This window comes from Brevundimonas sp., from assembly GCF_965278935.1.
Taxonomy (GTDB): Bacteria; Pseudomonadota; Alphaproteobacteria; order Caulobacterales; family Caulobacteraceae; genus Brevundimonas.
Genome location: NZ_OZ257124.1, coordinates 2097284 through 2122426, shown reverse-complemented (window position 1 = coordinate 2122426; position 25143 = coordinate 2097284). Strand labels below are relative to the sequence as shown.

Sequence of the window (25143 nt, the reverse complement as noted above, 5' to 3'; positions counted from 1 at the left end):
GCGCGGTTGATCACAGACGCCACCATCCCCGTTTCGGTTTCGCGGGCGGTGCGGTGATCTGGTTCGGATCGGCGGCGATGATCGCGCTGAGATCGGCCTCGGGAGCGGGAGGGGCGACCTGTTCGGCGACGACCAGGGTCTCCGGCGCGACGGGTTGCGGTTCGACTTCGGGTTCTGGCGCGGGTTCGGGCGCGGCCTCGACGAAGGCGATCTCCGGCTCCAGCGGCGGGGCAACCTCAGCGACCTCGGCGACCTCGGCCGTTTCGACACCGGTCTCGACGGTCGAGGCGGCGGTCTTGCGACGGACGCGACGACGCTGAGGCTCGGCGGCGATGACCGGGGCCGGCGCGTCCGACGCGGCGTCAGGCAGGATCACGGCCATCGGCGCATCGGGATTGCCGTCGGCGGGCATGCCCTCGTTGGTGGCGCGACCCTCGACCTTCAGGTCGTGCGGCGTGGCGCGTTCGCCGCGACCCCGGCCGCGACGACGACGACGCGAGCGACCGCCTTCGCGATCTCCTGCGGTCTCGCCTTCCGGACGCTCGCCGATCCGCTCCTCGACATCGTGAGCGGCTTCCGCCGTGTCACGCGCCGGTGCGGCCGGGCGTTCGGCGCGGGGGGCGGGGTTGATCGGGTCGAACCAGACATAGGGATCGTCCAGCGACGGGGTGCGGCCGCGGACCCAGAAGAAGGATCCCGTCCCAGCGCCTGCGGTGTCGCCATCCTCGCGGATGCGACGTCCGCCGCGACGGCCGCGACGGCGGCGACGACCGGCCTCGCTGTCATCGTCGTCGGCGGCCAGACCCTCGACCTCGGCGTCGGCGGCCACGGGCGCGGCCTCCTCGTCGCGACGACCGCCGCGACGGCGACGGCCCCGGCCACGACCGCGATCGCCGTCCGAACGCTCTGCGCGCTCGGCCCGCTCGCGCGGTTCGTCGTCGTCGGAATCCTCGCGATCCAGGGCGTCTTCGTCGTCGTCGGCGATGAAGTCCTCATCGTCGTCGTTGTCGTCTTCGTCCTGCCAGGCGTTGTCGTCGAAGTCGTCTTCGAGATCGGCCAGAGTGACGGCGGCCTCGGGGGCCACGAAGTCCTCGTTGGTCTCGGTGCGCTCGATGGCGCTCTCGCCCTGACCCATGCGGTCGTCGATCTGGATGATGACGGCCAGGCCACGACGCTCCAGCAGACGCTGCAGGTAATCGCGCTTGTGGTTCAGGATGTAGAGGGCGACGGCCGAGGAGACCTTCAGATTGATCGAACCCGCGCCGTTCTTGCCGGCCTCGATGTCGACGGCGCGCAGCACCATCAGGGCGGCGGATTCAGCCGAGCGGACGCGACCGGCGCCCTGGCAGTGCGGACAGACCTCGGTGGCGCCTTCCAGCACGCCGAGACGGCGACGCTGGCGGCTGATCTCCATGAGGCCGAAGCCCGAGATGCGGCCCATCTGGATGCGGGCGCGGTCGTGGCTCAGCTCGTCCTTGAGGATGCGTTCGACGGTCCGGTTGTTCTTGGACTCGTCCATGTCGATGAAGTCGATGACCACAAGGCCGGCGAGGTCGCGCAGGCGCAACTGGCGGGCGGCCTCGACGGCGGCTTCGCAGTTGGTCTTGAAGGCCGTGGCCTCGACGTTGCGTTCCTTGGTGGCGCGACCCGAGTTGACGTCGATCGCGACCAGGGCCTCGGTCTGGTTGATCACCAGATAGCCGCCGGACTTCAGCGGCACGACCGGCTGGTGGATCTGCGTCAGCAGTTCCTCGATGCCGTTGGAGGCGAACAGAGGCTTGGAGCCCTGATAAAGGTGCACCTTCTTCGCCTGCGAGGGCATGAGCACCCGCATGAAGTCGCGCGCTTCCTTGAAGCCCTCGACGCCCTCGACCTGGATGCCGTCGAAATCCTTGTCGAACATGTCGCGCACGGCGCGGCGGACGAGGTTCTCTTCCTCATAGATCAGCGACGGGGCGTGAGAAGCGAGGGTGGTCTCGCGAATCGTTTCCCACAGACGCAGCAGATATTCGTAGTCGCGCTTGATCTCGGCCTTGGTGCGTTTGGCGCCGGCCGTGCGGATGATCAGGCCCATGCCGCGCGGCACGTCCAGGGCCGCCGCGGCGGCCTTCAGGCGCTTGCGGTCCGAGGCCTGGGTGATCTTGCGGGAGATGCCGCCGCCCTTGCCGGTATTGGGCATCAGGACGCAATAGCGGCCGGCCAGCGACAGCCAGGTGGTCAGGGCCGCACCCTTGCCGCCGCGCTCGTCCTTGACGACCTGGATCAGCAGGATCTGGCGGCGCTTGATGACGTCCTGGATCTTGTAGCGGCGCATCAGGCGACGCTTCAGGCGTTCCTCTTCGGCCATGCCGCCTTCGGAATCGCCGTCGTCGGAGTCACGGGCGTGCTCGTCGTCGTGATCGTCCTCGGCCGAATGGGCCTCGGCCATGATCGCGTCGCGGTCGGCGGCCGGGATCTGGTAGTAGTCGGGGTGGATTTCGTTGAAGGCCAGGAAGCCGTGGCGATTGCCGCCGTACTCGACGAAGGCGGCCTGCAGGCTGGGTTCTACGCGGGTGACCTTGGCGAGGTAGATATTACCGCGAAGCTGGCGTTTGGTCTTCGACTCGAAGTCGAATTCCTCAACCTGGCGGCCGTCCACGATAGCGACGCGGGTTTCTTCCGCGTGCGCTGCATCGATAAGCATCGTCTTTGACATTGAAGGTATCTCTCTGGCGCGCTCTGCCGGGGCCGGAATGGGCCGTGGCGGCTCGCCGAACGGGGTAAGGGGCGGACGCGTGCGTCATCCCGTCGTCGCGGCGATGGCCGAATACGACTGCGACCGGCCCGAAGGGGGCTGTCGGTTCACGGGAGAGGCAGGCGGAGGTGCCCATGGGTTCTGGTCGGTCCTGGACCCGCGCCGACAGGCGTCGCAAGGTCCGGTTCGGAATAGGCCCGGCTTGTTCGATCGATGGGCCAGTCAGTCAGTGACCACGGTCAGAGACAGGGGGCGACACGATCCGCGAAGGCGGGACGTCGGCGCCGCGCCGGGGCCTCGCCAAACCGACAAAGCGGCGGCGCGATCGTTCGCGGACGGATACAAGCATAAGCATCAAGTCACGGAATGGAAAGGCAGCGCTCCGATTTAGGTCGTGGACGGCGGAAAAGCGTCGCCGCTTAACCCAATCCAAACCGAGCCCTGTCACAACACTGGCAACGATAAAGGTGGGTCCGCCGTCAGAATGACCGGTCGCAAATATTTCAACCTGTCCGGATGGGGCCCGCGCGAGTGGGCCATGACGGCCCTCGCCCTCGTGGTGCTGGGCGTCGTGCTGCTGGTTTCGACGCGCGGTCTGGCCGCCGGGGCCACCGGCGACGTGCGCGGCGTGCGGTTCGGCGGAGACGTGCAGCGCACGCGGATCGTCATCGATCTGGACCGCTCCGCTCGCGGCGAAGTGGTCGAAAGCGGGGATCGCGGCTCGGTCGTCCTGACGCTGGCCGGGGTCGGGGCCGGGCGAGGCGTCGACGGCGCCGGCTCGGGCCTGGTGCGCGACTGGCGCGTCAGTGCGTCCGGTACGGCCTCGCGGGTGCAACTGGGTCTGGCCCGGACCGCGCGGATCGAACGCCGCTTCCTGCTGCCGCCCGGCGACGGCGTGGCCCACTACCGCTATGTCATCGACATCGCCGCGACCGGCTCGGCCGCGATTCCGGCGGCCGAGCGTCAGGCGCCGCGCCCTGAACAGCGGCGGACCGAGCGTCCCCTCATCGTGATCGACGCCGGACACGGCGGTCATGATCCCGGCGCCTTGGGCGCGCATCGGACCGAAAGCGCGGTCACCCTGGCCGCCGCCCTGGCGCTGCGTGACGAACTGAACCGCACCGGCCGCTATCGCGTCATGCTGACCCGCGAGACCGACGCCTATGTCGACCTGTATCGCCGCGTACGGATCGCGCGTCAGGCGGACGCGGACCTGTTCATCTCGCTGCACGCCGACGCCGGCGCCGATCCGGCCACGCGCGGCGCCTCGGTCTATACCCTGTCCGAACAGGGCGCGACGCGGGCCGTTCGCGAGGTCACCCGCACGGACGACTGGCACCGCGACCTGCACCTGCCCGGCCGCGACCCGTCCGTGGACCGCATCCTGCTCGATATGACCCAGCGCGCGACCCAGAACCGCTCGGCCCAGTTCGCCCGTGTCCTGCTGACCCATCTGGAGGCGGCCAACCACCCGCTGCTGCGTCGCAGCCATCGCGACGCGGGTCTGGCCGTGCTTCTGGCTCCCGACGTGCCGGCCGTGCTGCTCGAGATGGGGTTCATCACCAATCCCGACGACGAGCGCGCTCTGGGCGATACGGCGCAACGTCGCCAGCTGGTTCGCGCCGTAGCCGAAGGCATCGACCGGTATTTCCGCGAGCCCACGGCGCCGCTGCAACTGGCGTCGAACGGGGTTTCCGGCGGCCAGCCCTAGGGCCTGCGTCCAAAGCTGACGCAGCGCCCCGTGCAATCGCACACCGATCGCCTACATCGGCCGTATGCGACTGAGGGTCATCGATCTGGAAACGACCGGCGGGGACCGGGCCTCGGAGATCATCGAGGTCGGGATCGTCGATGTCGTGCGGGACGGGAAGGGCTGGACGGCCCGCCCGCCGGTGTCGAAGCTGTTCCGGCCGAGAGGTGAGATATCGTTCCACGCCATGGCCGTGCACCACCTGACACCTGAACATTTCTGCGATGCCGATCCGCACTGCGACGAGTACGCCTTGCGCGCCATGTTCGCCGATCTGGGCCCGGCCGACGTGATGGTGGCGCATTCCGCGCGGTTCGAACGCAGCTTCATCGCCGATACGGCGCATAGCGGCCTGCCCTGGATCTGCACGGTTCGGTCTTCGAAACAGGCCTGGCCCGAGGCGCCGGGCCATTCCAACCAGATTCTGAGATACTGGCGCGGGTTCCGGCTGGATCCGGCACTGGCTGACCCGGCCCACCGGGCGGGACCAGACGCCTGGGTCACCGCCCATATTCTGATGGATCTGCTGAAAGACCATTCGGTCGATCAGATGATCGAATGGACCGCCGCACCGCGCGAGATGGCGGTCGTTCCCTTCGGCAAGCATCGCCGCAAACCCTGGTCCGAGGTGCCGCCCGACTATCTGCGCTGGATGGCGAGCCAGACGGACATGGACGCCGATGCCGTCGGGGCGGCGCGCGCCGAACTCGAACGGCGAAAAGTCAGCTAGCCCCGTAGGACGACGCGGGCTACATCGGGCCGAGCGCGTAGTCGGAGAAGTCTTGGTGAAGGTTGCCGAACGGTGGTTCGTGATGGCGGGCATCGGCCTTTTGGGCGCGATCGCGCTCGCAGGGCTGATCGTGGCGGTTTACGCCGCCTGGCTGTTCCATGACCTTCCCGATGCGTCCGAGCTGGCCGACTACCGGCCGCCGACCGCGACGCGGGTCTATGCCGGCGACGGCACCCTGATCGGCGAGTTCTCGGACGAGCGCCGCATCTATGTGCCCTACGAGCAGATCCCGACACCGGTCGTGCAGGCCTTCCTGGCCGCCGAGGATCGCAACTTTTTCCAGCATGGCGGCATCGACGTCTCGGGCCTGGGCCGGGCGATGTTCAAGAACGTCTTCAACTTCGCAACCGGGCGTCGTCTCGAAGGCGGTTCGACCATCACCCAGCAGGTCGCCAAGAACGTTCTGCTGACCAATGAATCGACGATCGGCCGCAAGCTGAAGGAAGCCATCCTGTCCAGCCGCCTCGAGGCGACGCTGTCCAAGGAGCAGATCCTCGAACTGTATCTGAACGAGATCTTCCTGGGCTACCGGTCGTACGGCGTGGCCTCGGCCGCCTACAACTATTTCGGCAAGTCGCTGAACCAGCTGACGCCGGACGAGGCGGCCTTCCTCGCGGCCCTGCCCAAGGGGCCGAACAACTACCATCCGAAACGCCACCCCGAGGCGGCCAAGGGCCGTCGCGACTGGGTGCTGGGCGAGATGGCCCAGAACCAATTCATCACCCAGGCCCAGTATCAGGAGGCGATCGCCCGCCCCCTGAACACGCGCGCCGCGCCGCGCAGGGCGGAATACCAGGACGCCGACTTCTTCGTGGAAGAGGCGCGCCGTCAGGCCGCCGCCAACCCCGAGTTCGGCGCCCAGCTGAACGCCGGCGGCTTCTACATGCGCACCACCCTGGATCCGTCGCTGCAGACGGCGGCGCGCGACGCCCTGATGCGCGGGCTCGAGAACTACGACCGACGCCACGGCTGGCGCGGCGCATGGGGCACGACCGATTTCGCGCCGGGCTGGCAGGCCGTGGCCCTGCGACAGGCGGCCCCGCCGGAACGCCGCGAGTGGCGCGCCGCCGCCGTCGAGAGCGTATCGGGCAACACGGTCCAGATCCGCACCGCCCGCGACGACACGACGGGGACCCTGATCGCCGGCGACGCCGCCTGGGCCAACGCCAATCGTCCGCTGAAGCGCGGCGACCTGATCTTCGTCGAACCCCGCAACGGCCAGTTCGCCCTGAAACAGGTTCCGGCCGTCAACGGCGCCATGGTCGCCATCGAGCCCCAGTCCGGCCGCGTGCTGGCGATGGTCGGCGGCTACTCCTACGCCCTGTCGAGCTTCAACCGTGCGACCCAGGCCCAGCGCCAGCCCGGTTCGTCGTTCAAGCCCTTCGTCTATGCTGCGGCGCTGGAAGGCGACTTCACGCCCGCCTCGATCGTGGTCGACGGGCCGATCAGCTTCGCCGGCGGGCCGAACGGCCGTCGCTGGACGCCGGAGAACTACAGCCGCCGCTACTATGGTCCCTCGACCCTGCGTCGCGGGCTGGAGCTGTCGCGGAACGTCATGACCGTGCGGCTGGCCAACACCATAGGCATGGACAAGGTCGTCGATCTGGCCGCCCGCATGGGTGTCGCCGACAATCTGCAACCGAACCTCTCGGTGTCGCTGGGGGCGGGGGAGGTCACGGCCTATCACCTGACCGCCGCCTATGCCGCCTTCGTCAACGGCGGGCGGCGCGTCGATCCCTATCTGATCGAATACGTCCAGGACCGGGACGGCGAGACCATCTATCGCGCCGACCAGCGCCGCTGCCGCGACTGCGGACGGGCCTTCTCGGGTCAGGCGTCGCCCTTCCTGGAGCCGCGCGGGACCCAGGTGATCGACCCGATTACGGCCTATCAGATCTCATCCATGCTGGAAGGCGTGGTCCAGCGGGGCACCGCCGCCGCCGCCCGCGGCCTGGGTCGCTGGGTCGGGGGCAAGACCGGCACGACCAACGAGTACCGCTCGGCCTGGTTTGTGGGCTTCACCACCGACATCGTGGTCGGGGTCTATATCGGCTTCGACGACAACCGGTCGCTGGGATCCGGGGAGGCCGGCGCCTCGGCCGCCGTGCCGATCTTCATCGACTTCATGGAGGATGCCCTGCGTGAACGTCCGGCCCGTCCGTTCGTCCGTCCGCGCGGCGCCATCTTCCGCAGTGTGAACGGCATCGAGGAAGCCTTCCGCCCCGGCACCGAGCGTCGCCGCGAGGAAGAGAACCGCGAGACCGGTCCGGCCGTGCCGGAAGGCCCCCAGAACTACAACGAGGTCATTCGTCGCGAGCAGGAAGCGGCCGCCGGGATCACGTCCGGACCGTCCGCCCCCCCGCCGACCGCGCCCCCTGCGCCGAAGCAGGAGCCGGCGGCGGATCTGGACGGGCTGTTCTAGGGGAAAAGGGCTTAGTCGGTGGGGCTTAGGGCGTAGGAAGGCGGGCTGACCAAGCCCTGAGACCTAAGCCCTACGACCTCTTTTGCTCTTCCCCCGCAGCCCGACGCGCTCTATCTCCGCCCCTCCGCACCGTAAGGATTTGCACATGAGACCGGATGTCGAGGCCATGAAGGCCGACATCGAGCAGAGCGTCGCTCTGCTCAGGAGGCGTCTTTGACTGGGATGTCGCCAACCGAAAGCTCGATGAGCTGAACGCCCGGGTCGAGGACCCGACCCTGTGGGACAAGCCCGACGAGGCACAGGCGGTCAGCCGCGAACGCTCGCAGCTCGAGGCCAAGATCAACACCGTCAAGGCCATGGAGCGCGAGCTCGAGGACGGCGTCATGCTGTCCGAAATGGCCGAGGAGGAGGGTGACGAGGCGACGCTTGATGAAGCGCGCGGCCAGTTGAAGGCCATCAAGGACCGCGCCGCGCGGGCCGAGCTGGAAGCCCTGCTGTCGGGCGAGGCCGACGGCAACGACGCCTATCTGGAAGTGAACTCCGGCGCCGGCGGCACCGAGAGCTGCGACTGGGCCGGGATGCTGCTGCGGATGTATTCGCGCTGGGCCAAGGCCCACGGCTACGAGGTCGAGATCGAGGCGATGGAAGACGGCGATCAGGCCGGCATCAAGTCGGCGACCATCCTCGTCACGGGTCCGAACGCATACGGCTGGCTGAAGTCGGAGTCGGGCGTGCACCGTCTGGTGCGCATCAGTCCGTATGACGCAGCGGCCAAGCGGCACACCTCGTTCGCTTCAATCGGGGTCTCGCCGGTCGTGGACGACACGATCGAGATCGACATCAATCCGTCCGACGTGCGTACCGACACCTATCGCGCGTCGGGCTCCGGCGGTCAGCACATCAACAAGACCGATTCCGCCGTCCGCCTGACGCACATCCCGACCAACACCGTCGTGGCCTGTCAGGCCGGGCGATCACAGCACCAGAACCGTGAACAGGCGTGGAAGATGCTGCGCGGTCGCCTGTACGAGCTGGAGCTGCAAAGGCGCGAGGCCGCGGCCCAGGCCATGGCCGACGCCAAGACGGACATCGGCTGGGGCCATCAGATCCGCAGCTACGTCCTGCAGCCTTATCAGATGGTCAAGGATCTGCGGACCGAGGTCGAGACCTCGGACACCCAGGGCGTGCTGGACGGCGACCTGGACGCTTTCATGGGCGCGGCTCTCGCCCAGCGGGTCGGCGAGACGCGCGGATCCACCGTCGACTAGCCAGGGAAAAGGGCGGCTCCCGCGAAGGAGCCGCCCTTTTTGTCATCTGATGGGCCCGTGGATCAGACCGACTTCAGGTCGATGATCTGCGGTTTGTCCTCGATCGGGGTTGCGGCCATGACCGGGGCGGGCGGGGCCTCGAACTCGGAGGCCGGGGCCGGAGCGGCCGGACGCGGAGCCGGGGCGACTGGGGCCGGAGCCTCGCGGCGGCTTTGCAGGACGCGGCCCTGGAAATAGGCGCCGATGTCGATCGACAGCTGCTCGGCGGTGATGTCGCCGTCGACGTAGGCGGTCGAGACCAGCTTGACCTGCTTGCCGTTCACGGCGCCGACGATACGGCCGCGAACCTCAAGATAATCAGCGGCGACGTTGCCTTCGATGGCGCCGGTCTCGCCGACGATCAGGCGGCCGACGCGGACGTCGCCCTTGACCGAACCGTCGACCTGGAGGTCGCCGGCGCCCGAGACATTGCCCTCGAACTGCAGGTCCGACGACAGGGTCGACAGGCCGCGCGACGAGGCGATCGGCGAGGGCGCCGGAGCCGGCGCAGCCGAGCGGCTCATGCCGGGCGACGGCAGATCCGGCAGCGGCGGGATCGGCGGCGCGTTCGACGGACGGTCCGGCGTGGCGGGGGCGGGGGATCTGGTCTTATTGAACAATCTGGTCTCCTGCTCGGAAGAAGCGGGCGGGGTTCTGGGGTCGGCCATCCATCCACACTTCATAGTGCAGGTGAACGCCGGTGGAGCGTCCTGTGGTGCCCATGGCGCCGATCCGCTGGCCCAGCGCGATGCGCTGGCCGGGCTGGACGGCCATGGCGTTCAGGTGGGCGAAGCGGGTCTTGAAACCGCGACCATGGTCTATCTCAACGGTGTTGCCATACCCTGAACGAACGCCGGCGAAAGACACGATGCCGGGAGCGGTGGCGTAGATCGGAGTGTTCAGGGGCGCGGCGAAGTCCTGACCCTGATGCACCGCGGGGCGGCCGTTGAACGGATCGAAGCGGACGCCGAAGCCCGAGGTGGTGCGGGCCTGGGTCGGGCGATCGAACGGCAGGTGTTCGGCGGCGTCCGCCAAGTTGCGCATCTCCGACAGGTTGTCGGCGGCGTGGCGGATGCGGACGGCGAAGGGCTCGTCCACGTCGAGGATGGCAGCCAGGGCCTGGGGATCCCGAGCTTCGACCAGCGGGCCGCCCAAGGCGGATCCCGAGGCGGCGCCGTAGGCGGCGGGGTTCAGTCCGGCGAGCCGGAAGGCCAGGCGGAGGCGTTCGGCGCGGGTCTGGGCGAAGTCGCCGGCGCGTTCGATCAGTCGCTCCTGATCCATGCGGACGGCGACGATGCGCTGGACAGGGCGGGCTGCGGCGGCGCTGAGGGCCGGGGCGGGGGCCAGAGCGGCCTCGGCGCCGTCGACGCCGTGGAACATGCTCATGACATTGGTCAGGGCCGCGTGGCGGCGCTCGACCATCTGCGCCATTTCATCGAGGCCGCCCGTGGTGGCGGACATGCGGACGACGGCGGTCTCGAGGCGGGCCTGCAGGTCGGCGTTGAGGCGTTCGGAGGCGGCGCGGGCCTGCACGACCTCGGCGTCGGCCTGGGTGCGGGCGATCATGTCGAAGATGAAGCCGCCCGAGGCGACCAGGGTCCAGGCGGCGGCGACGACGGCGACGCTGGCCATCATCATCTGCTTGCCGCTGGTCAGAACGTAGCCGCGGATATCGTCTCCGCTCGACCGCAGGTAGACATGCCGCTCGGGAAACCATCGCTGGATCAAAGAGCGCCTGACCACCCCTTGTTCGTCATTCATTTCAACACGCCCCCACGTACCGGGGAGCGTTATCCGTGAAGTGTTGCCAGACGGCAATACCGTTCACGTAATGTTAACCACGTTGCCCGTCTCAGGTGGTGAAAACGAATCTGTTCGGGCCCAGATTCGCGCGCCGGGCGTAATCCGATAGACTGTCGAGCGGCACAGCTAGTCTTAACAGACCGGTCCGCAGTCGGATCAAAGCTCTTTCGCGGCTGCGAGAACGGCCTCGGCATGGCCCTTGACCCGAACCTGACGCCAGACCTTGCGGACCAGACCCGTGTCGTCGATCAGGAAGGTCGCCCGTTCGATGCCCATATACTGGCGGCCGTAGAGGGTCTTCTCGACCCAGACGCCCCAGGCCTCGGTGACGGCTTCAGCCTCGTCGGAGCCGAGGACGACCTTGAGGTCGTGCTTGGCCTTGAACCGGTCGAGCTTCTTCACCGGATCGCGCGAGATGCCGATGACCTGAACGCCAGCGGCCCTGAAGGCGTCGATGTGGGCCGAGAAGTCGATAGCCTCGTTGGTGCAACTCGGCGTGTCGGCCTTCGGATAGAAGAAGACGACGGTGGGGCCGGAGAGGGTCGCACGGCCGCCGCCGTCGGCGGGGATGTCGAACGCGGGGGCTTTCGAGCCTTCAGTGATCTCGGTCATGGCGATCAGACCGGCCGGACCAGCATGAGCTTCTTCTTGCCCGCCGCCAGCTTGATGACACCGTCGGCATTGACGTCGGAGGCCTCGATAAGCCGCGCGCCGTCGGCGATGGCCTCGTCGTTCAGGCGCAGACCGCCGCCCTGGGCCAGGCGACGCGCCTCGCCGTTTGAGGCGGTCAGGCCCGCGCGGGTCGCGACGGCGGCCAGCATGGCGCCGATGACCTCGGTCGAGGGCAGTTCGACGGTCGGCAGATCGGCCGACAGCGTACCTTGCTCGAATGCGCCTTCCGCCGCCGCCCGAGCAGAAGCTGCTGCTTCCGCGCCGTGCAACAGGGTCGTGGCGGCATCGGCCAGCGCCTTCTTGGCGTCGTTGATCGCGGCGCCTTCCAGAGCCTCGAAGCGGGCGACTTCGTCGAGCGGCATGTCGGTGAACAGACGCATGAAGCGGCCCACGTCCGCGTCCTCTGCGTTCCGCCAGAACTGCCAGTAGTCGTAGGGGCTCAGCTGTTCAGCGTTGAGCCACACCGCGCCTTGGGCCGTCTTGCCCATCTTTCCGCCCGACGCCGTGGTCAGAAGCGGCGTGGTCAGGCCGAAGGCGGCCTTCTGGTCCACGCGGCGCACGAGGTCGACGCCCGAGACGATGTTCCCCCACTGGTCCGAGCCGCCCATCTGAAGGGTCACGTTCTGGCGGCGGTTCAGCTCCAGGAAGTCCACCGACTGCATCAGCATGTAGTTGAACTCGAGGAAGGTCATCGGCTGCTCGCGCTCCAGCCGCAGCTTGACCGAGTCGAAGGCCAGCATCCGGTTGACCGTGAAATGGGTCCCGTAGTCGCGCAGGAACTCGACATAGCCGTACTTCGACAACCATTCGTCGTTGTCGATCATGATTGCGTCGGTCGGGCCGTCGCCGAAGGTGAGGAATTTCTCGAACACCGTCTTGATGGAGGCGATGTTCGACTGGATCGTCTCGTCGGTCAGCTGCGGGCGCGAGGCGTCCTTGCCGGTCGGGTCGCCGACCTTGGTCGTGCCGCCGCCCATGATGACCACGGGCCGCCCGCCGGCCTGCTGGAGACGGCGCAGCATCATGATCTGGATCAGGCTGCCGACGTGCAGGCTGGGCGCCGTGGCGTCGAACCCGATGTAGCCGGCGACGACGCCGGCTTTCGCCGCCGCATCCAGCTCGGCCGGATGGGTGATCTGATGGATGTATCCGCGCGCCTGAAGCGTCTGCAGGAAGTCGGAGGTAAAGGCTGGATCGCTCATGGTCGGCTCCGTTAGCAGGGGGGCCAGCGGGCGTCATCCGTTTCCGGGAAGAGCGCGCCGCCGACGGGGCGGCGCGAATGTTCGCAAGCCGCTCGCTAGCTCAGCGAGCGATAATACAGGCCTGTCAGGGCACGGGCGGCGGACATGGGCGTTGGAATATGGCGGCCAAGCGGAGCCGTCAAGCGAGGGATGCCGTCATGCAACCATCTCCGGCCCAACAGAGACGCCGCGTCCGGATGGGGCGACGACTGGACTATCTCAAGTCTCCCCACATGCGGCACGCAATGGCGATGTTCCTCATCGGCGGCGGTATGGGTGTGGCGATGACCGTCTACATTCAGCGGCGGTGGGAACTCTACAGTTCGTCCGGAACCATGACGATGGTCAGCATGGTGATGGCTGCGGTCCTGTTGCTCATCTTGGGTCTGACGGCGGCCCGGCGCTATGGCTGGGCCTGGGCCGCTACCCTGATCCTGCCGCCGGTCCTGTTCTTTGGGGCCCTGCACCTGCTGGAGCGCCACCCGCCTGCGCCGCCGATGGGATAGATTGACGCCGGGGCAGGGCGCGTTATCGGTGGCTGATGCATGCCACGCTGATACCCTTCCCGGACGCCGTGGCTGAATACCCGAAAGCCATATCGGTCGAGTTTGAACGCGAAGGCGTCTCGTTGTGGCTTCGGTTCATCGTCGATGACAACCCGGACTTCATCGCCTGGCCCGATGACGCGCCGCCAGGACGGGCGGACCAGCTTTGGAAGCACACCTGTTTCGAGGCATTCGTCGGCGCCGATGACGGATACCGCGAATTCAATCTGTCGCCTTCCGGCCTTTGGGCCTCCTATCGCTTCGACGATTACCGCGTCGGGATGCGAGAGGCGGGCGAGGTCGCGGTCGTGGCCGGGTTGGACGGCGGATCGGACTATGTCGCGCTGGAAGGGCGGATCGAACTGCCGATCGGCGCTCGACGGCTGGGCCTGTCGGCCGTGATCGAGACGGTCGATGGCGCGAAGACCTATTGGGCGCTGGCCCATCCGTCCGATAAGCCGGACTTCCACCATCCTGATTCCTTCACCCTGGACCTGCCATGAAGTTCGGCATCGACCGCCTGCTCTCCGAGCCAGACCTGCAGGCCGCTCTTAAGGGCAAGCGGGTGGCGCTGGTGGCGCATCCGGCCTCGGTGACGGCGGATCTGACCCATTCGATCGACGCCCTGATAGCGGCGGGCGTGCGGATCAGCGCCGCCTTCGGGCCCCAGCACGGGATGAAGGGCGACCTGCAGGACAATATGATGGAGAGCCCGGACGAGACCGATCCGGTCCACGGCTTCCCTGTCTTCAGCCTCTACGGCGAGGTGCGTCGTCCGACCGGCCAGATGATGAGCACCTTCGACGTGGTGCTGATCGACCTGCAGGACCTGGGCTGCCGCATCTACACCTTCATTACGACCCTGCTGTACGTGCTGGAGGCTGCCGCCGAGCACGGCAAGGAGGTCTGGGTGCTCGACCGGCCCAACCCCGCCGGACGGCCGGTCGAGGGCACGACCCTGGCCGCGGGCTGGGAGAGCTTCGTCGGCGCCGGGCCGATGCCGATGCGGCACGGGATGACCCTGGGCGAACTGGGTCATTGGTTCATCGATCACTTCAAACTCGATGTAGCATACCGGGTCGTCGAAATGCAGGGTTATGACCCCGAGGCGGGGCCGGGGTTCGGCTGGCCGCTGGGCGAACGGGCGTGGATCAACCCCAGCCCGAATGCCCCGAACCTGTCGATGGCGCGCGCCTATCCCGGCACGGTGATGGTCGAGGGGGCGACCGTGTCGGAGGGCCGGGGCACGACCCGGCCGCTGGAGCTGTTCGGCGCCCCCGACATCGACGCCCGCGCCGTCATCGCCGAAATGAAGGCCTTCGCCCCGGAGTGGGTGCAGGGCTGCGTCCTGCGCGACATGTGGTTCGAGCCGACCTTCCACAAACACGTCGGCCAGCTGTGTAGCGGCGTCCAGATCCACGTCGAGGGCCCGCATTACGACCACGCCGCCTTCCGGCCGTGGCGCGTTCAGGCGCTGGGGTTCAAGGCCATCCGGCGGCTGTATCCGGACTACGACCTGTGGCGGGATTTCCCCTATGAATATGCGTTCGGGAAGCTGCCGATCGATGTGATCAACGGCGGTCCGGCGCTGCGCGAATGGGTCGATGATCCGGCCTCGACGGCGGCCGATCTCGACGCAATCGCCGGGCCGGACGAGGCGGCGTGGATCGAGACGCGCAAGCCGTTCCTGATCTATTGAGTCAGCCCGGCGCCAGAGAACTGATCGTCATCGCGACGCCGGACGAGGAAGCTATAGCCAAGATCGTCGAGGTGCAGCGGCTGGCCACCGGCTACTTCGGATGGGTCAAGCCGCAGAAGCCCGAGACGCTCCACATGACCATCTGCCCGCTTGGCGAATGGGACGGTGAGCCTGCTTCGCTCACCTCGGCGAGGCGAATCTGCGCTGACGTGCAGGGGCGGCAGTCGACAACGACGCTTGTGCGAGGCCTGAGTTTCAACCTCAAGCGCAAGAAGCCCTACGTGTTGGCGGCGGCCAAGGCACACCCCGACCTTTTGAGCCTGAAGCACCAGATCGTGGATGCGCTGCGAGCTTCGGAAACTCGAGGAGAATCCAAGAGCCTCACCCCACACGTCAGCCTCAACTGGGGCCATGGCCTGGTCCCGGAACATCCGTTGAAGCAGCCGATCGAATGGCGGACGCGCGGCATCGACCTGATCATCAGCTATATCGGCGAAGCCCGGCATAAGCTGGTCGAGCGTTGGCTGTTCAAGGATTGACGCCTGGCGTGGGCCTCAGGCCGGCTTTTCTTCCAGGCGTTTGTCCAGATACAGGCCCACGCGGCGGTCGACGGCGTCGATGTGGTCCTGCCAGAAGTGGCTGGCGCCTTCTTCCAGCTCGTAGTCGATGACGATGCCCTTCTGGGTGCGGAGCTTGTTGACCACGCGCTCGACCTCGACTGGCGGCACGATGGTGTCGGCGGTGCCGTGCAGGAACAGGCCCGAGGCCGGGCAGGGAGCCAGGAAGCTGAAATCGTACATGTTCGACGGCGGCGAAACCGAGATGAAGCCGTCCGTCTCCGGGCGGCGCATCAGAAGCTGCATGCCAATGTAGGCGCCGAACTGATAGCCGCCGACCCAGGTCTGGGTGGCGGCGGGGTTGTTGGACTGGAGCCAGTCGAGTGCCGTGGCCGCGTCGGCCAGTTCGCCGATGCCGCTGTCGAACTCGCCCTGCGATTTGCCCACGCCGCGCGAGTTGTAGCGCAGGGTCGCGAAACCGCGCTTCTGAAACAGCTGATAGAGGGTGACCGTCACCGGGTTGTTCATGTGCCCGCCCGCCTTGGGGTGCGGGTGCAGGATCAGGGCGATGGGCGCGTTGGCGCGCTTGCCGGGGGAGTAGCGGCCTTCGATGCGACCGGAGGCGCCGGGCAGGATGACTTCAGGCATGGGGCTCTGGAATCCGTTCAACTTTGTCGTTTCGGGCCCGCCGAATACTTGACCGCAGGGGTAGGACTTTCTAAGTCCCGTCTGCGTTCGGCCGCCTCGCGAAGCGGCGGGTCATAGCACAAGACCCCTGAAAAGCGCGCGATTTTTGAGGATGGGCGATGCGACTGTCGACCAAGGGACGATACGCCGTGATGGCGATGGCCGATCTGGCCCGGCATGGCCGGTCGGAAGCCGGCGAGGGCCGCGCCGTGTCTCTGGCCGAAATCGCCACGCGGCAAGAGATTTCATTGAGTTATCTGGAACAGCTGTTCGCCCGCCTGAGAAAGGGCGGCTTGGTGCGTAGCGTGCGCGGTCCGGGCGGCGGCTATCGTCTGGCCAAGACGGCCGGTGAAACCGTGGTGTCCGAAATCGTCCTGGCGGTCGACGAGCCGATCCGGGCGGTGCGTTGCGCCGCCCACGGCACGCCGCGCGGCTGCATGCTGGGCGGCGAGCGCTGCATCACCCACAATCTGTGGGAGGACCTTGGCGACGAGATTCATCGCTATCTGTCCAGCGTGTCTCTGGAGGACGTGATCCTGAACCGCACCAGCCGGCGTCCCGCCGCGAGTGAAGTCGGGGTGGCGGCATGAGCGGCGTCTATCTCGACTACAACGCCTCCGCCCTGGTGCGGCCCGAGGTGCTGGAAATCATGGCTGAGGCTCTGGCTGACAACGGCAATCCGTCGGCGGTGCATGCCGCAGGTCGCCGTGCGAGAGCGCGGGTCGAGACGGGGCGGGCAAGGGTCGCTGAACTGGTCGGCGCCGACCCGACAGCCGTCATCTTCACCTCCGGCGGCACGGAGGCGAACGCGCAGGCCCTGCAAAGCGCGATCGCGGCCGGGTGCGAGCGGCTGATCGTCTGCGCCACCGAACATCCGTGCGTGGTCGAGGCGGCCATGGCGTCGGGCAAGTCGGTCAAGCCGCTGCCCGTCGACGAGCGCGGCGTCATCGATCTGGTCAAGCTGGGCCAGTTGCTGAACCAGACCGGCGGCCGGGCCGTCGTCGCCATCCATCACGCCAACAACGAGAGCGGCGTCATCCAGCCGATCGCCGAGGCGGCGCGTCTGGTCCGGGCGGCCAAGGGCTGGCTGCACGTCGATGCGATCCAGTCGGCGGGCAAGATCCCGGTCGATATGCGCGCGCTCGGCGCCGACAGCCTGACCCTGTCCGCGCACAAGCTGGGCGGGCCGCAAGGCGTGGGCGCCCTTGTGCTAGGGGAGGGCGCGTCGGCGGTTCGCATTCTGCATGGCGCCGGACAGGAACGCGGCCTGCGCGCCGGGACCGAGAACGTGCCGGGTATCGCCGGTTTCGGCGTCGCCGCCGACTGCGCCCGGCGCGATCTGCCGAAGGCCGGGGCGCACCGTCCGTGGCGCGACGCGGCCGAGGCGGCGGTCGAGGCGGCCGGAGCGACGATCATGGGCAAGGGGGCGCCGCGTCTGCCCAACACACTTTTCCTGGCGGTTCCCGAGTGGGACAGCCCGCAGCAACTGATCGTCATGGATCTGGACGGCGTCATGGTTTCGGCCGGCAGCGCCTGTTCGTCGGGCAAGACCAAGCCCAGCCGCGCGATCGTCGCCATGGGGCGGCTGGATCTGGCGACCGGCGGCGTGCGCGTTTCCGGCGGGTGGGGCACGACCGAGGCCGACTGGATCAGGTTCGCCGAGGCTTGGGTCATGGCCTATTCGCGCCAGCAGGTTCGCGCCGCCGGGCGCACGAAGGAAGTCGCGTAATGGCCGCCGTTCAGGAAACCATCGACGCCGTCGCCGCCCTCGAGAAATACGAGCACGGCTTCACGTCCGACATCGAGACGGAATACGCCCCGCGCGGCCTGAGCGCCGACATCGTCCGCTTCATCTCCGAGAAGAAGGGCGAGCCGGAGTGGATGCTGGAATGGCGTCTGGCCGCCTATGAGCGCTGGCTGGCAATGGAAGAGCCGACCTGGGCCGCGGTGAAGTACGAGCCCGTCGATTACCAGTCGCTGTTCTACTACGCCGCGCCGAAGAAGAAGGACGGGCCGAAGTCGCTGGACGAGGTCGATCCGGAAATCCTCGAAATCTACAAGAAGCTGGGTATCCCCCTGAGTGAACAGGCCGTGCTGGCCGGCGTCGAGGGCGCGCCCCGATACGCGGTGGACGCCGTTTTCGACAGCGTCAGCGTGGTCACCACCTTCAAGGCCGAGCTGGCCAAGGTCGGCGTGATTTTTATGCCGATTTCCGAGGCCTTGCGCGAATATCCTGATCTGGTTCGGCAATATCTGGGATCGGTCGTCCCGGTCTCCGACAACTATTTCGCGGCGCTGAACTCGGCGGTCTTCTCCGACGGGTCGTTCGTCTACATCCCGCCGGGCGTGCGCTGCCCGATGGAGCTGTCGACCTATTTCCGCATCAATGCGAGCCAGACCGGCCAGTTCGAACGCACCCTGATCATCGCCGACAAGGGCAGCTACGTTTCGTACCTAGAGGGCTGCACCGCCCCGATGCGCGACGAGAACCAGCTCCACGCGGCCGTGGTCGAACTGGTCGCGCTTGACGACGCCGAGATCAAATATTCGACGGTCCAGAACTGGTACCCAGGCGACGCCGAGGGCAAGGGCGGCATCTACAACTTCGTCACCAAGCGCGCCGACTGCCGGGGCGACCGGTCAAAGGTGTCGTGGACCCAGGTCGAGACCGGCTCGGCCGTGACCTGGAAGTATCCGTCCTGCATCCTGAAGGGCGAGGAGAGTTCGGGCGAGTTCTATTCGATCGCCATCACCAACGGACATCAGCAGGCCGACACCGGCACAAAGATGATCCACCTGGGCAAGAACTCGAAGAGCCGGATCATCGCCAAGGCGGTCTCGGCCGGCAAGTCGGACTCGACCTATCGCGGCCTGGTCTCAGTGCATCCCAAGGCGACGGGGGTGCGCAACTTCACTCAGTGCGACAGCCTGCTGATCGGCAAGGACTGCGGCTCCCACACCGTGCCCTATATCGAGGCCCGCAACGGCTCGGCCCAGCTGGAGCATGAGGCGACGACGACGCGCCTGTCGGACGACCAGCTCTTCTACGCCCAGCAGCGCGGCCTGTCGCAGGAAGAGGCGGTGGCCCTTCTGGTCAACGGCTTCGTCCGCGACGTGATGCAGAAACTGCCGATGGAGTTCGCCGTCGAGGCGCAGAAACTGGTGGCGATCAGCCTTGAAGGGAGCGTGGGGTGATGACCTCACCCCGCCTGACCAAGGCTGGTCGCGCCGTCTGGTTCATCCGACCGCCGCAGTCCGACGGAACGATCCGCCCGGTTACGGCCCAAGGGTGGACGACGATGGGGCTGGCGCTTGCGCTTGTGTTGCTCTGCGGTCTCGGCGCTATGGTCGGCATCGCCCTGACCCAGGCCGCCTGGCCGCTGATCACCGCTTTCATTATCGCCGCCGCCGGTCTCGGCGCGTTCGGCGTCCTCGCCTACCGCCACACAGAATGACTTCAATGCTTTCGATCCAGAACCTCCACGTCTCCGTCGGCGACAAGCCGATCCTCAAGGGGCTGACGCTCGACGTTCCCGCCGGAGAGGTGCACGCCATCATGGGGCCGAACGGTGCGGGCAAGTCCACGCTCGGCTACGCCCTGTCGGGGCGGCCCGGCTATGAGGCGACCGACGGCGCCGTCGAATGGCGCGGCGAGGACCTGCTCGATCTCGACCCGGCGGCGCGGGCTGCCAAGGGCGTCTTCCTGTCCTTCCAGTATCCGATCGAGATCCCCGGCGTGCCGGCCCTGACCTTCGTGCGCACGGCGCTTAACGCCCAGAAGCGCGCGCGCGGCGAGGACGAGGTCTCGGCGCCCGACTTCCTGAAGCTGGTCCGCGCGGCGTCCAAGGCGCTGAAGATGGACTTCGACATGCTGAAGCGGCCGCTGAACGTCGGCTTCTCCGGCGGTGAGAAGAAGCGGATGGAGATCCTGCAGATGGCCCTTCTGGAGCCGTCTCTGCTGATCCTCGACGAGACCGATTCCGGCCTCGACATCGACGCCCTGCGCATCGTGTCGGAGGGGGTCAACGCCCTGCGTTCGCCCGACCGCGCCATGCTGGTCATCACCCACTATCAGCGCCTGCTCGACTACATCAAACCCGACCGGGTCCATGTGCTGGCCGCCGGCCGCATCGTCGCCTCGGGCGGCCCGGAACTGGCGCTGCAGCTGGAGGCGGAAGGGTACGACAAATACCTGCCCCAAACCCTCGAAAGCGCCGCGTGACCGTCCAGCCGAAGATCGACCTGACCGACGCCTCGACCTTCCCGTCGCGGCGGACTGAGGCTTGGAAATACAGCGACCTCCGCCGGTATCTACGCGAGGCGCCTGAGCCGTCGCCGGCGACCGAAGTGGGCGCGGCCGGACCGTTCAGCGACCTCGGTGGCGAGGCGATCGTCTTCGCCAACGGCCGGGCGCAGGGCGTCACCGACTTCATCGCCTCGGGCGAACAGACCTTGGGTCTGCGCTTCGTTTCGAACGCGACCGGGACCGGCCACACGGCCTCGGCCCGCGTCGTGGCGCGGCCGGGCGCCAAGCTGCTGCTGCTGGAAACGCACGAGGGCGCGGGCTCGACCTATGTCGCCCACAACCGGCTCGACATCGACGTCGCCTCGGGCGCCGAAGTGACCCGGATCGTCCTGATCGAGGAGCCCGAGGACGCGATCTCCGTCACCGACATCGACGTGAAGGTGGCGAAGGGCGGGACCTATCGCCAGACGACCATCACCACAGGCGCGAAGCTGCAACGTCAGACCACGACTTTGGCTCATGGCGGGGAGGGCGCGGACGTTCGCATCGACGGCCTCTATGCCTTGACCGGTTCGCGCCAGTCCGACCTGACCAGCGTGGTCAGCCATCAAGGCGCGAACGGCGTCACCTCGCAACTGACCAAGGGCGTCGTCTCCGAGACCGCGCGTGGGGTGTTCCAAGGCAAGATCGTCGTCGAGCGCGGCGCCGACGGGACCGATGCCCGCATGGGTCACCACGCCCTGATCCTCGGCGAACGGGCCGAGATCGACGCCAAGCCGGAGCTCGAAATCTACGCCGACGACGTGCAGTGCGCGCACGGCAACACGATCGGCAATCTGGATGAAAGCGCCCTGTTCTACATGCAGCAGCGCGGCATTCCGGCGGACGAGGCGAGGGCGCTTCTGACCCAGGCCTTCCTGTTCGAGGTTGTCGACCGGATCGCGCACGAAGACGCGAGAGAGGTGGTGAGGTCATGGCTGACGGCTCGACTCTAAACCGCTTCGATCCCTACGCAGCGCGGGCGCAGTTCCCGATCCTGTCGCGGACGGTAAACGGCAAGCCGCTGGTCTATCTCGATAGCGCCGCCTCGGCGCAGAAGCCGCGCGCGGTCATCGACGCCCTGACGGCGGCGATGGAGAGGAGCTATTCCAACGTCCACCGCGGCCTGCACACCCTGGCCAACGAGACGACCGAGGCCTTCGAACAGGCGCGCGAGACCGTCGCCCGTTTCCTGAACGCCGAAAGCGCCGACCAGATCGTCTGGACCAAGGGGGGGACCGAGGCGGTCAACCTCGTCGCGGCGGGGCTGGGCCATACGCTGACCGCCGGTGACGAGATCGTCGTCACCCAGATGGAGCACCACGCCAACATCGTGCCCTGGTCGATGCTGCGGGACCGGCTCGGGGTCGTGCTGAGGTGGGCGCCGGTTCTCGATGACGGCTCGTTGGACATGGCGGGTCTTTCGGCGCTGATCGGGCCGAGGACGAAGCTGGTCGCCGTCACCCACATGTCGAATGTGCTGGGCACGGTGAACGATGTCCGCGCCGTCGCCGATCTGGCTCATGCGGAGGGCGCGCTTCTTCTCGTCGACGGCTGCCAGGGCGCGGTACATTGCAGCCCCGACGTTCAGGCGCTGGACTGCGATTTCTACGTCTTCACAGGCCACAAGCTGTACGGCCCGACCGGGATCGGCGGTCTCTATGGCAAGCGCGCCGCGCTCGAGGCCCTGCCGCCGTATCAGGGCGGGGGCGAGATGATCGGCTCGGTGACCGAGGACCGCGTGACCTATGCGGCCGTGCCCCACCGGTTCGAGGCCGGAACGCCGCCGATTCTGGAGGCCATGGGCCTCGGCGCGGCCCTGGAGTGGTTCATGGCCTTCGACCGTCCGGCGATCGCGGTGCATGAGCGCGCGCTCTATGACCATGTCGTCGCGCGCCTGTCGGGCCTGAACTGGCTGCGGATCATCGGCGAGGCGCCGGGCAAGGGTGCGATCCTGACCTTCGTGGTCGAGGGCGCCCACGCCCATGACGTGGCCCAGATCCTGGACCGGTACGGTGTCGCCGTGCGAGCCGGGACCCATTGCGCGGAGCCTTTGGCCGCAAGATTCGGCATCACGTCGAGCGCGCGGGCCAGCTTCGCCCTATATAACACCACAGAGGATGCAGATGCCTTCGTGGACGCGCTGATCAAGGCGCGGGAGTTCTTTGTGTGAGCGAGATGTCCCCCGAAACCAATGACCAGCCGATCAGCACCAGCGAGACCTTCGCCGACACCTGGGCGGAGCCGCAGAAGGCCGCCCTGCCTCAGGCCGAACTGGACCGTCTGACCGACGAGCTGATCGCAGCGCTGAAGACCGTCTACGACCCGGAGATCCCGGTCGACATCTATGAGCTGGGCCTGATCTACAAGGTCGACCTGTCCGACGACCGCGACGTCCTGATCGACATGACACTGACGGCGCCCGGCTGTCCGGTGGCCGGCGAGATGCCCGGCTGGATCGAGGACGCGGTCATGAAGGTCGAAGGCATCAAGTCGGCGCGCGCCAATCTGGTGTTCGATCCGCCGTGGGATTCCTCCAAGATGAGCGACGAGGCGAAACTCGCCTTGAACATGTTCTGAGGACGCTATGACAGACCTTCAGACCGCCGCACGCCCCCGCCGCCCACGCCCCAAGGTCGTGACCCTGACCGACGCCGCCGCAGAGCGCGTGCGCGAGATCATGGCCAATGCCGAGAAGACCTACGTGGGCTTGCGCGTCGGTGTGAAGAACGGCGGCTGCGCCGGTCAGGAATACACCTTCGCCTACGCCGAGGAGGTCGCGCCGCTCGAGGAGGTCGTCGAGGACAAGGGCGTCACCATCCTGATCGAGCCCAAGGCGATCCTGTTCCTGATCGGCTCGGAGATCGACTACGAGACGACGAAGCTGGCGTCGAAGTTCGTGTTCCGCAATCCGAACCAGACCGACGCCTGCGGCTGCGGCGAGAGCGTGACCATCATCCCGGCGGCGGCGCTGGACGCCGACTGACATGATCCGTCTCGAAGGGGTCACGAAGCGCTATCGCAGCGCGGCGGGCGAGCGCGTGGCGCTGGACGCCGTCGATCTGCACGTCGACAAGGGTCAGGTCTTCGGCGTGGTTGGTCGTTCCGGCGCCGGCAAGTCGACCCTGATCCGCACCATAAACCGGCTGGAGACGCCCGACGCCGGTCGCGTCTTCGTCGGCGACCAGGATATCACGGCGATGAAGCCGGCCGAGCTGCGCGCCGCACGCCGCCGGATCGGCATGATCTTCCAGCATTTCAACCTGCTGAACGCCAGGACCATCGCAGAGAACGTCGCTTTCCCCCTGCAGCTCGAGGGGCGTCCGGCGGCCGAGATCGAGCGGCGGACGGCGGAATTGCTGGACCAACTCGGTCTGGCCGAACACGCGAAGAAGCATCCGGCCCAGCTGTCGGGCGGTCAGAAGCAGCGCGTCGGCATCGCCCGCGCCCTGGCCTGCGGGCCCGACGTCCTGCTGTGCGACGAGGCGACCAGCGCGCTCGACCCCGAGACGACCGACGAGATTCTGGGCCTGCTCGACGGGCTGAACCGCGACCTCGGCCTGACCATCGTCCTGATCACCCACCAGATGGAGGTGGTCCGCCGCGTCTGCGACCGCGTCGCCGTTCTCAAGGACGGGCGGCTGGTGGAGGAGGGGGCGACGGCCGATGTTTTCCTGCATCCGCAGTCGCTGGTGACCCGCGCCATGCTGGCCGAAGGCGAGGGCGGCGAGACCCACGACGCCTCGGTCGTTCCGGCCGGCGGGCGGCTGGCGAAACTGACCTTCCGGGGCGGTTCGACCTATGAACCGGAACTCAGCCGCGTCGCGCGCTCGACCGGAGTCGACTATTCGATCCTGTCGGGCCGCATCAGCCGCATCCGGGGCGAGCCCTATGGCCAGATGGTCGTGGCCTTCACCGGTGGGGACGCCGATGCGGCGGTGGCGCAACTGACCGCGCGCGGCGTGGTGGTGGAGGCGCTGTGATGGACTTCTTCGTCAACATCGACTGGCCCGAGATCCTGCGGGCGACGCGGGACACCCTGCTGATGCTGTTCGGCGCGATGGCTCTGACGGTCGTGTTCGGGATCCCGCTGGGCGTGCTGCTCTACCTGTCCGGCAAGGGACGGCTGGCGGCCAATCCCGTGCTGAACGGGGTGCTGTCGCTGGTCGTCAACATCCTGCGCTCGGTGCCCTTCATCATCCTGCTGATCGTCATGCTGCCGGTGACGGTGCTGCTGGTCGGGACGTCGCTGGGCGTGGCCGGAGCAATCCCGCCGCTGGTCGTCGGGGCCGCGCCCTTCTATGCCCGCCTCGTCGAGACGGCGCTGCGCGAGGTCGACAAGGGTGTCGTCGAGGCGACCCAGGCCATGGGCGGCTCGACCTTCCAGATCGTCACCCGGGCCCTGCTGCCCGAGGCCATGCCCGGCATCATCGCGGGCGCCACGGTCACGGCCATCGCCCTGGTCAGCTACACGGCCATGGCCGGCGTGGTCGGCGCGGGCGGTCTGGGCGACTTGGCGATCCGCTTTGGCTATCAGCGCTTCCAGACCGACGTCATGGTGGTGACCGTAGTTCTGCTGCTGGTGCTCGTACAAATTCTGCAGATGATCGGCGACCGTCTGGTCGCTAGGGTCTCGCACCGCTGATTTGAT

At 67.4% G+C, this 25143-nt stretch carries 25 protein-coding genes; 19 read left to right on the top strand and 6 right to left on the bottom strand.

Features of this window, described 5'->3' with window-relative positions; genetic code table 11:
* Positions 1-10: 10 nt before the first annotated feature.
* Positions 11-2695, bottom strand: coding sequence for an Rne/Rng family ribonuclease (locus ACQY68_RS10670; RefSeq protein WP_428149400.1), 2685 nt, complete (start codon positions 2693-2695; stop codon positions 11-13).
* A 523-nt stretch (positions 2696-3218) separates the two neighbouring features.
* Between ACQY68_RS10670 and ACQY68_RS10665 the strand changes: the two genes are divergently transcribed.
* The 4 genes from ACQY68_RS10665 to prfB all read left to right on the top strand — a co-directional run bounded on the left by ACQY68_RS10665 (position 3219) and on the right by prfB (position 8964).
* The gene (locus ACQY68_RS10665; protein ID WP_428149399.1) at positions 3219-4445 is read left to right on the top strand and encodes an N-acetylmuramoyl-L-alanine amidase family protein; all 1227 of its coding nucleotides are present in this window, start codon (positions 3219-3221) and stop codon (positions 4443-4445) included.
* Between the two features lie 64 nt (positions 4446-4509).
* Positions 4510-5214 (top strand): exonuclease domain-containing protein, encoded by a 705-nt coding sequence (locus ACQY68_RS10660; protein WP_428149397.1) that lies wholly within the window; start codon positions 4510-4512, stop codon positions 5212-5214.
* A 55-nt stretch (positions 5215-5269) separates the two neighbouring features.
* Positions 5270-7696 (top strand): penicillin-binding protein 1A, encoded by a 2427-nt coding sequence (locus tag ACQY68_RS10655; RefSeq protein ID WP_428149396.1) that lies wholly within the window; start codon positions 5270-5272, stop codon positions 7694-7696.
* A gap of 145 nt (positions 7697-7841) precedes the next feature.
* Positions 7842-8964, top strand: a protein-coding gene (gene prfB / locus ACQY68_RS10650; protein WP_428149395.1) for a peptide chain release factor 2 whose coding sequence is annotated in 2 segments (ribosomal slippage) — positions 7842-7910 and positions 7912-8964 — 1122 coding nt in all. Because the reading frame shifts where the segments join, the coding sequence is not laid out codon by codon here.
* 62 nt (positions 8965-9026) lie between these two features.
* On the opposite strand, the gene ACQY68_RS10645 is transcribed toward prfB, so the two are convergent.
* From ACQY68_RS10645 to tyrS, 4 genes are all read right to left on the bottom strand, one after another.
* Positions 9027-9623 carry a bactofilin family protein gene (locus ACQY68_RS10645; RefSeq protein WP_428149394.1) on the bottom strand — a complete coding sequence of 199 codons (597 nt, stop codon included), beginning with the start codon at positions 9621-9623 and terminating at the stop codon, positions 9027-9029.
* Positions 9613-10764: a M23 family metallopeptidase gene (locus tag ACQY68_RS10640; RefSeq protein WP_428149393.1), complete on the bottom strand. Its 1152-nt coding sequence runs from the start codon at positions 10762-10764 to the stop codon at positions 9613-9615. The genes ACQY68_RS10645 and ACQY68_RS10640 overlap by 11 nt, the downstream gene beginning before the upstream one ends.
* A 198-nt stretch (positions 10765-10962) precedes the next feature.
* Complete coding sequence (locus tag ACQY68_RS10635) at positions 10963-11418, bottom strand: peroxiredoxin (RefSeq protein ID WP_428149392.1); 456 nt, start codon at positions 11416-11418, stop codon at positions 10963-10965.
* 5 nt (positions 11419-11423) lie between these two features.
* The gene (tyrS, locus tag ACQY68_RS10630) at positions 11424-12680 is read right to left on the bottom strand and encodes a tyrosine--tRNA ligase (protein ID WP_428149391.1); all 1257 of its coding nucleotides are present in this window, start codon (positions 12678-12680) and stop codon (positions 11424-11426) included.
* A 284-nt stretch (positions 12681-12964) separates the two neighbouring features.
* Between tyrS and ACQY68_RS10625 the strand changes: the two genes are divergently transcribed.
* Genes ACQY68_RS10625 through ACQY68_RS10610 form a run of 4 tightly spaced genes read left to right on the top strand, consistent with a single transcriptional unit; the run spans position 12965 to position 15502 of the window.
* Positions 12965-13225, top strand: a complete 261-nt coding sequence (locus tag ACQY68_RS10625) for a hypothetical protein (protein WP_428149390.1) — start codon at positions 12965-12967, stop codon at positions 13223-13225.
* A 35-nt stretch (positions 13226-13260) separates the two neighbouring features.
* A complete protein-coding gene (locus tag ACQY68_RS10620) occupies positions 13261-13767 on the top strand; it encodes a DOMON-like domain-containing protein (protein ID WP_428149389.1) in 507 nt (168 codons plus the stop codon).
* Positions 13764-14963, top strand: coding sequence for an exo-beta-N-acetylmuramidase NamZ family protein (locus ACQY68_RS10615; protein WP_428149387.1), 1200 nt, complete (start codon positions 13764-13766; stop codon positions 14961-14963). Before ACQY68_RS10620 ends, ACQY68_RS10615 begins: the two co-directional genes overlap by 4 nt.
* Positions 14927-15502 carry a 2'-5' RNA ligase family protein gene (locus tag ACQY68_RS10610; RefSeq protein WP_428149386.1) on the top strand — a complete coding sequence of 192 codons (576 nt, stop codon included), beginning with the start codon at positions 14927-14929 and terminating at the stop codon, positions 15500-15502. The genes ACQY68_RS10615 and ACQY68_RS10610 overlap by 37 nt, the downstream gene beginning before the upstream one ends.
* Before the next feature lie 15 nt (positions 15503-15517).
* Here ACQY68_RS10610 and ACQY68_RS10605 read toward each other — a convergent pair whose 3' ends face one another.
* Complete coding sequence (locus ACQY68_RS10605) at positions 15518-16168, bottom strand: alpha/beta hydrolase (RefSeq protein WP_428149385.1); 651 nt, start codon at positions 16166-16168, stop codon at positions 15518-15520.
* Between the two features lie 158 nt (positions 16169-16326).
* Here ACQY68_RS10605 and ACQY68_RS10600 point away from each other — a divergent pair, with 158 nt between their 5' ends.
* Genes ACQY68_RS10600 through ACQY68_RS10550 form a run of 11 tightly spaced genes read left to right on the top strand, consistent with a single transcriptional unit; the run spans position 16327 to position 25137 of the window.
* The gene (locus tag ACQY68_RS10600; protein ID WP_428149384.1) at positions 16327-16797 is read left to right on the top strand and encodes an Rrf2 family transcriptional regulator; all 471 of its coding nucleotides are present in this window, start codon (positions 16327-16329) and stop codon (positions 16795-16797) included.
* Positions 16794-17936 (top strand): cysteine desulfurase family protein, encoded by a 1143-nt coding sequence (locus tag ACQY68_RS10595; protein ID WP_428149383.1) that lies wholly within the window; start codon positions 16794-16796, stop codon positions 17934-17936. Before ACQY68_RS10600 ends, ACQY68_RS10595 begins: the two co-directional genes overlap by 4 nt.
* Complete coding sequence (sufB, locus tag ACQY68_RS10590; protein WP_428149382.1) at positions 17936-19402, top strand: Fe-S cluster assembly protein SufB; 1467 nt, start codon at positions 17936-17938, stop codon at positions 19400-19402. Before ACQY68_RS10595 ends, sufB begins: the two co-directional genes overlap by 1 nt.
* Entirely contained in the window at positions 19402-19662 is a 261-nt protein-coding gene (locus ACQY68_RS10585; protein WP_428149381.1) for a hypothetical protein, read from the top strand. Before sufB ends, ACQY68_RS10585 begins: the two co-directional genes overlap by 1 nt.
* Positions 19663-19667: 5 nt before the next feature.
* On the top strand, positions 19668-20429 hold the full coding sequence (gene sufC, locus ACQY68_RS10580; RefSeq protein ID WP_428149380.1) for a Fe-S cluster assembly ATPase SufC: 762 nt from the start codon (positions 19668-19670) through the stop codon (positions 20427-20429).
* On the top strand, positions 20426-21448 hold the full coding sequence (gene sufD / locus ACQY68_RS10575) for a Fe-S cluster assembly protein SufD (protein ID WP_428149379.1): 1023 nt from the start codon (positions 20426-20428) through the stop codon (positions 21446-21448). The genes sufC and sufD overlap by 4 nt, the downstream gene beginning before the upstream one ends.
* On the top strand, positions 21427-22665 hold the full coding sequence (locus tag ACQY68_RS10570; protein ID WP_428149378.1) for an aminotransferase class V-fold PLP-dependent enzyme: 1239 nt from the start codon (positions 21427-21429) through the stop codon (positions 22663-22665). The genes sufD and ACQY68_RS10570 overlap by 22 nt, the downstream gene beginning before the upstream one ends.
* Positions 22666-22670: 5 nt before the next feature.
* Positions 22671-23072, top strand: coding sequence for an SUF system Fe-S cluster assembly protein (locus ACQY68_RS10565; protein WP_428152643.1), 402 nt, complete (start codon positions 22671-22673; stop codon positions 23070-23072).
* A 7-nt stretch (positions 23073-23079) separates the two neighbouring features.
* The gene (locus ACQY68_RS10560; protein ID WP_428149377.1) at positions 23080-23478 is read left to right on the top strand and encodes a HesB/IscA family protein; all 399 of its coding nucleotides are present in this window, start codon (positions 23080-23082) and stop codon (positions 23476-23478) included.
* Position 23479: 1 nt separating this feature from the next.
* Complete coding sequence (locus tag ACQY68_RS10555; RefSeq protein WP_428149376.1) at positions 23480-24475, top strand: methionine ABC transporter ATP-binding protein; 996 nt, start codon at positions 23480-23482, stop codon at positions 24473-24475.
* Positions 24475-25137: a methionine ABC transporter permease gene (locus tag ACQY68_RS10550; RefSeq protein ID WP_428149374.1), complete on the top strand. Its 663-nt coding sequence runs from the start codon at positions 24475-24477 to the stop codon at positions 25135-25137. Before ACQY68_RS10555 ends, ACQY68_RS10550 begins: the two co-directional genes overlap by 1 nt.
* Positions 25138-25143 lie beyond the last annotated feature (6 nt).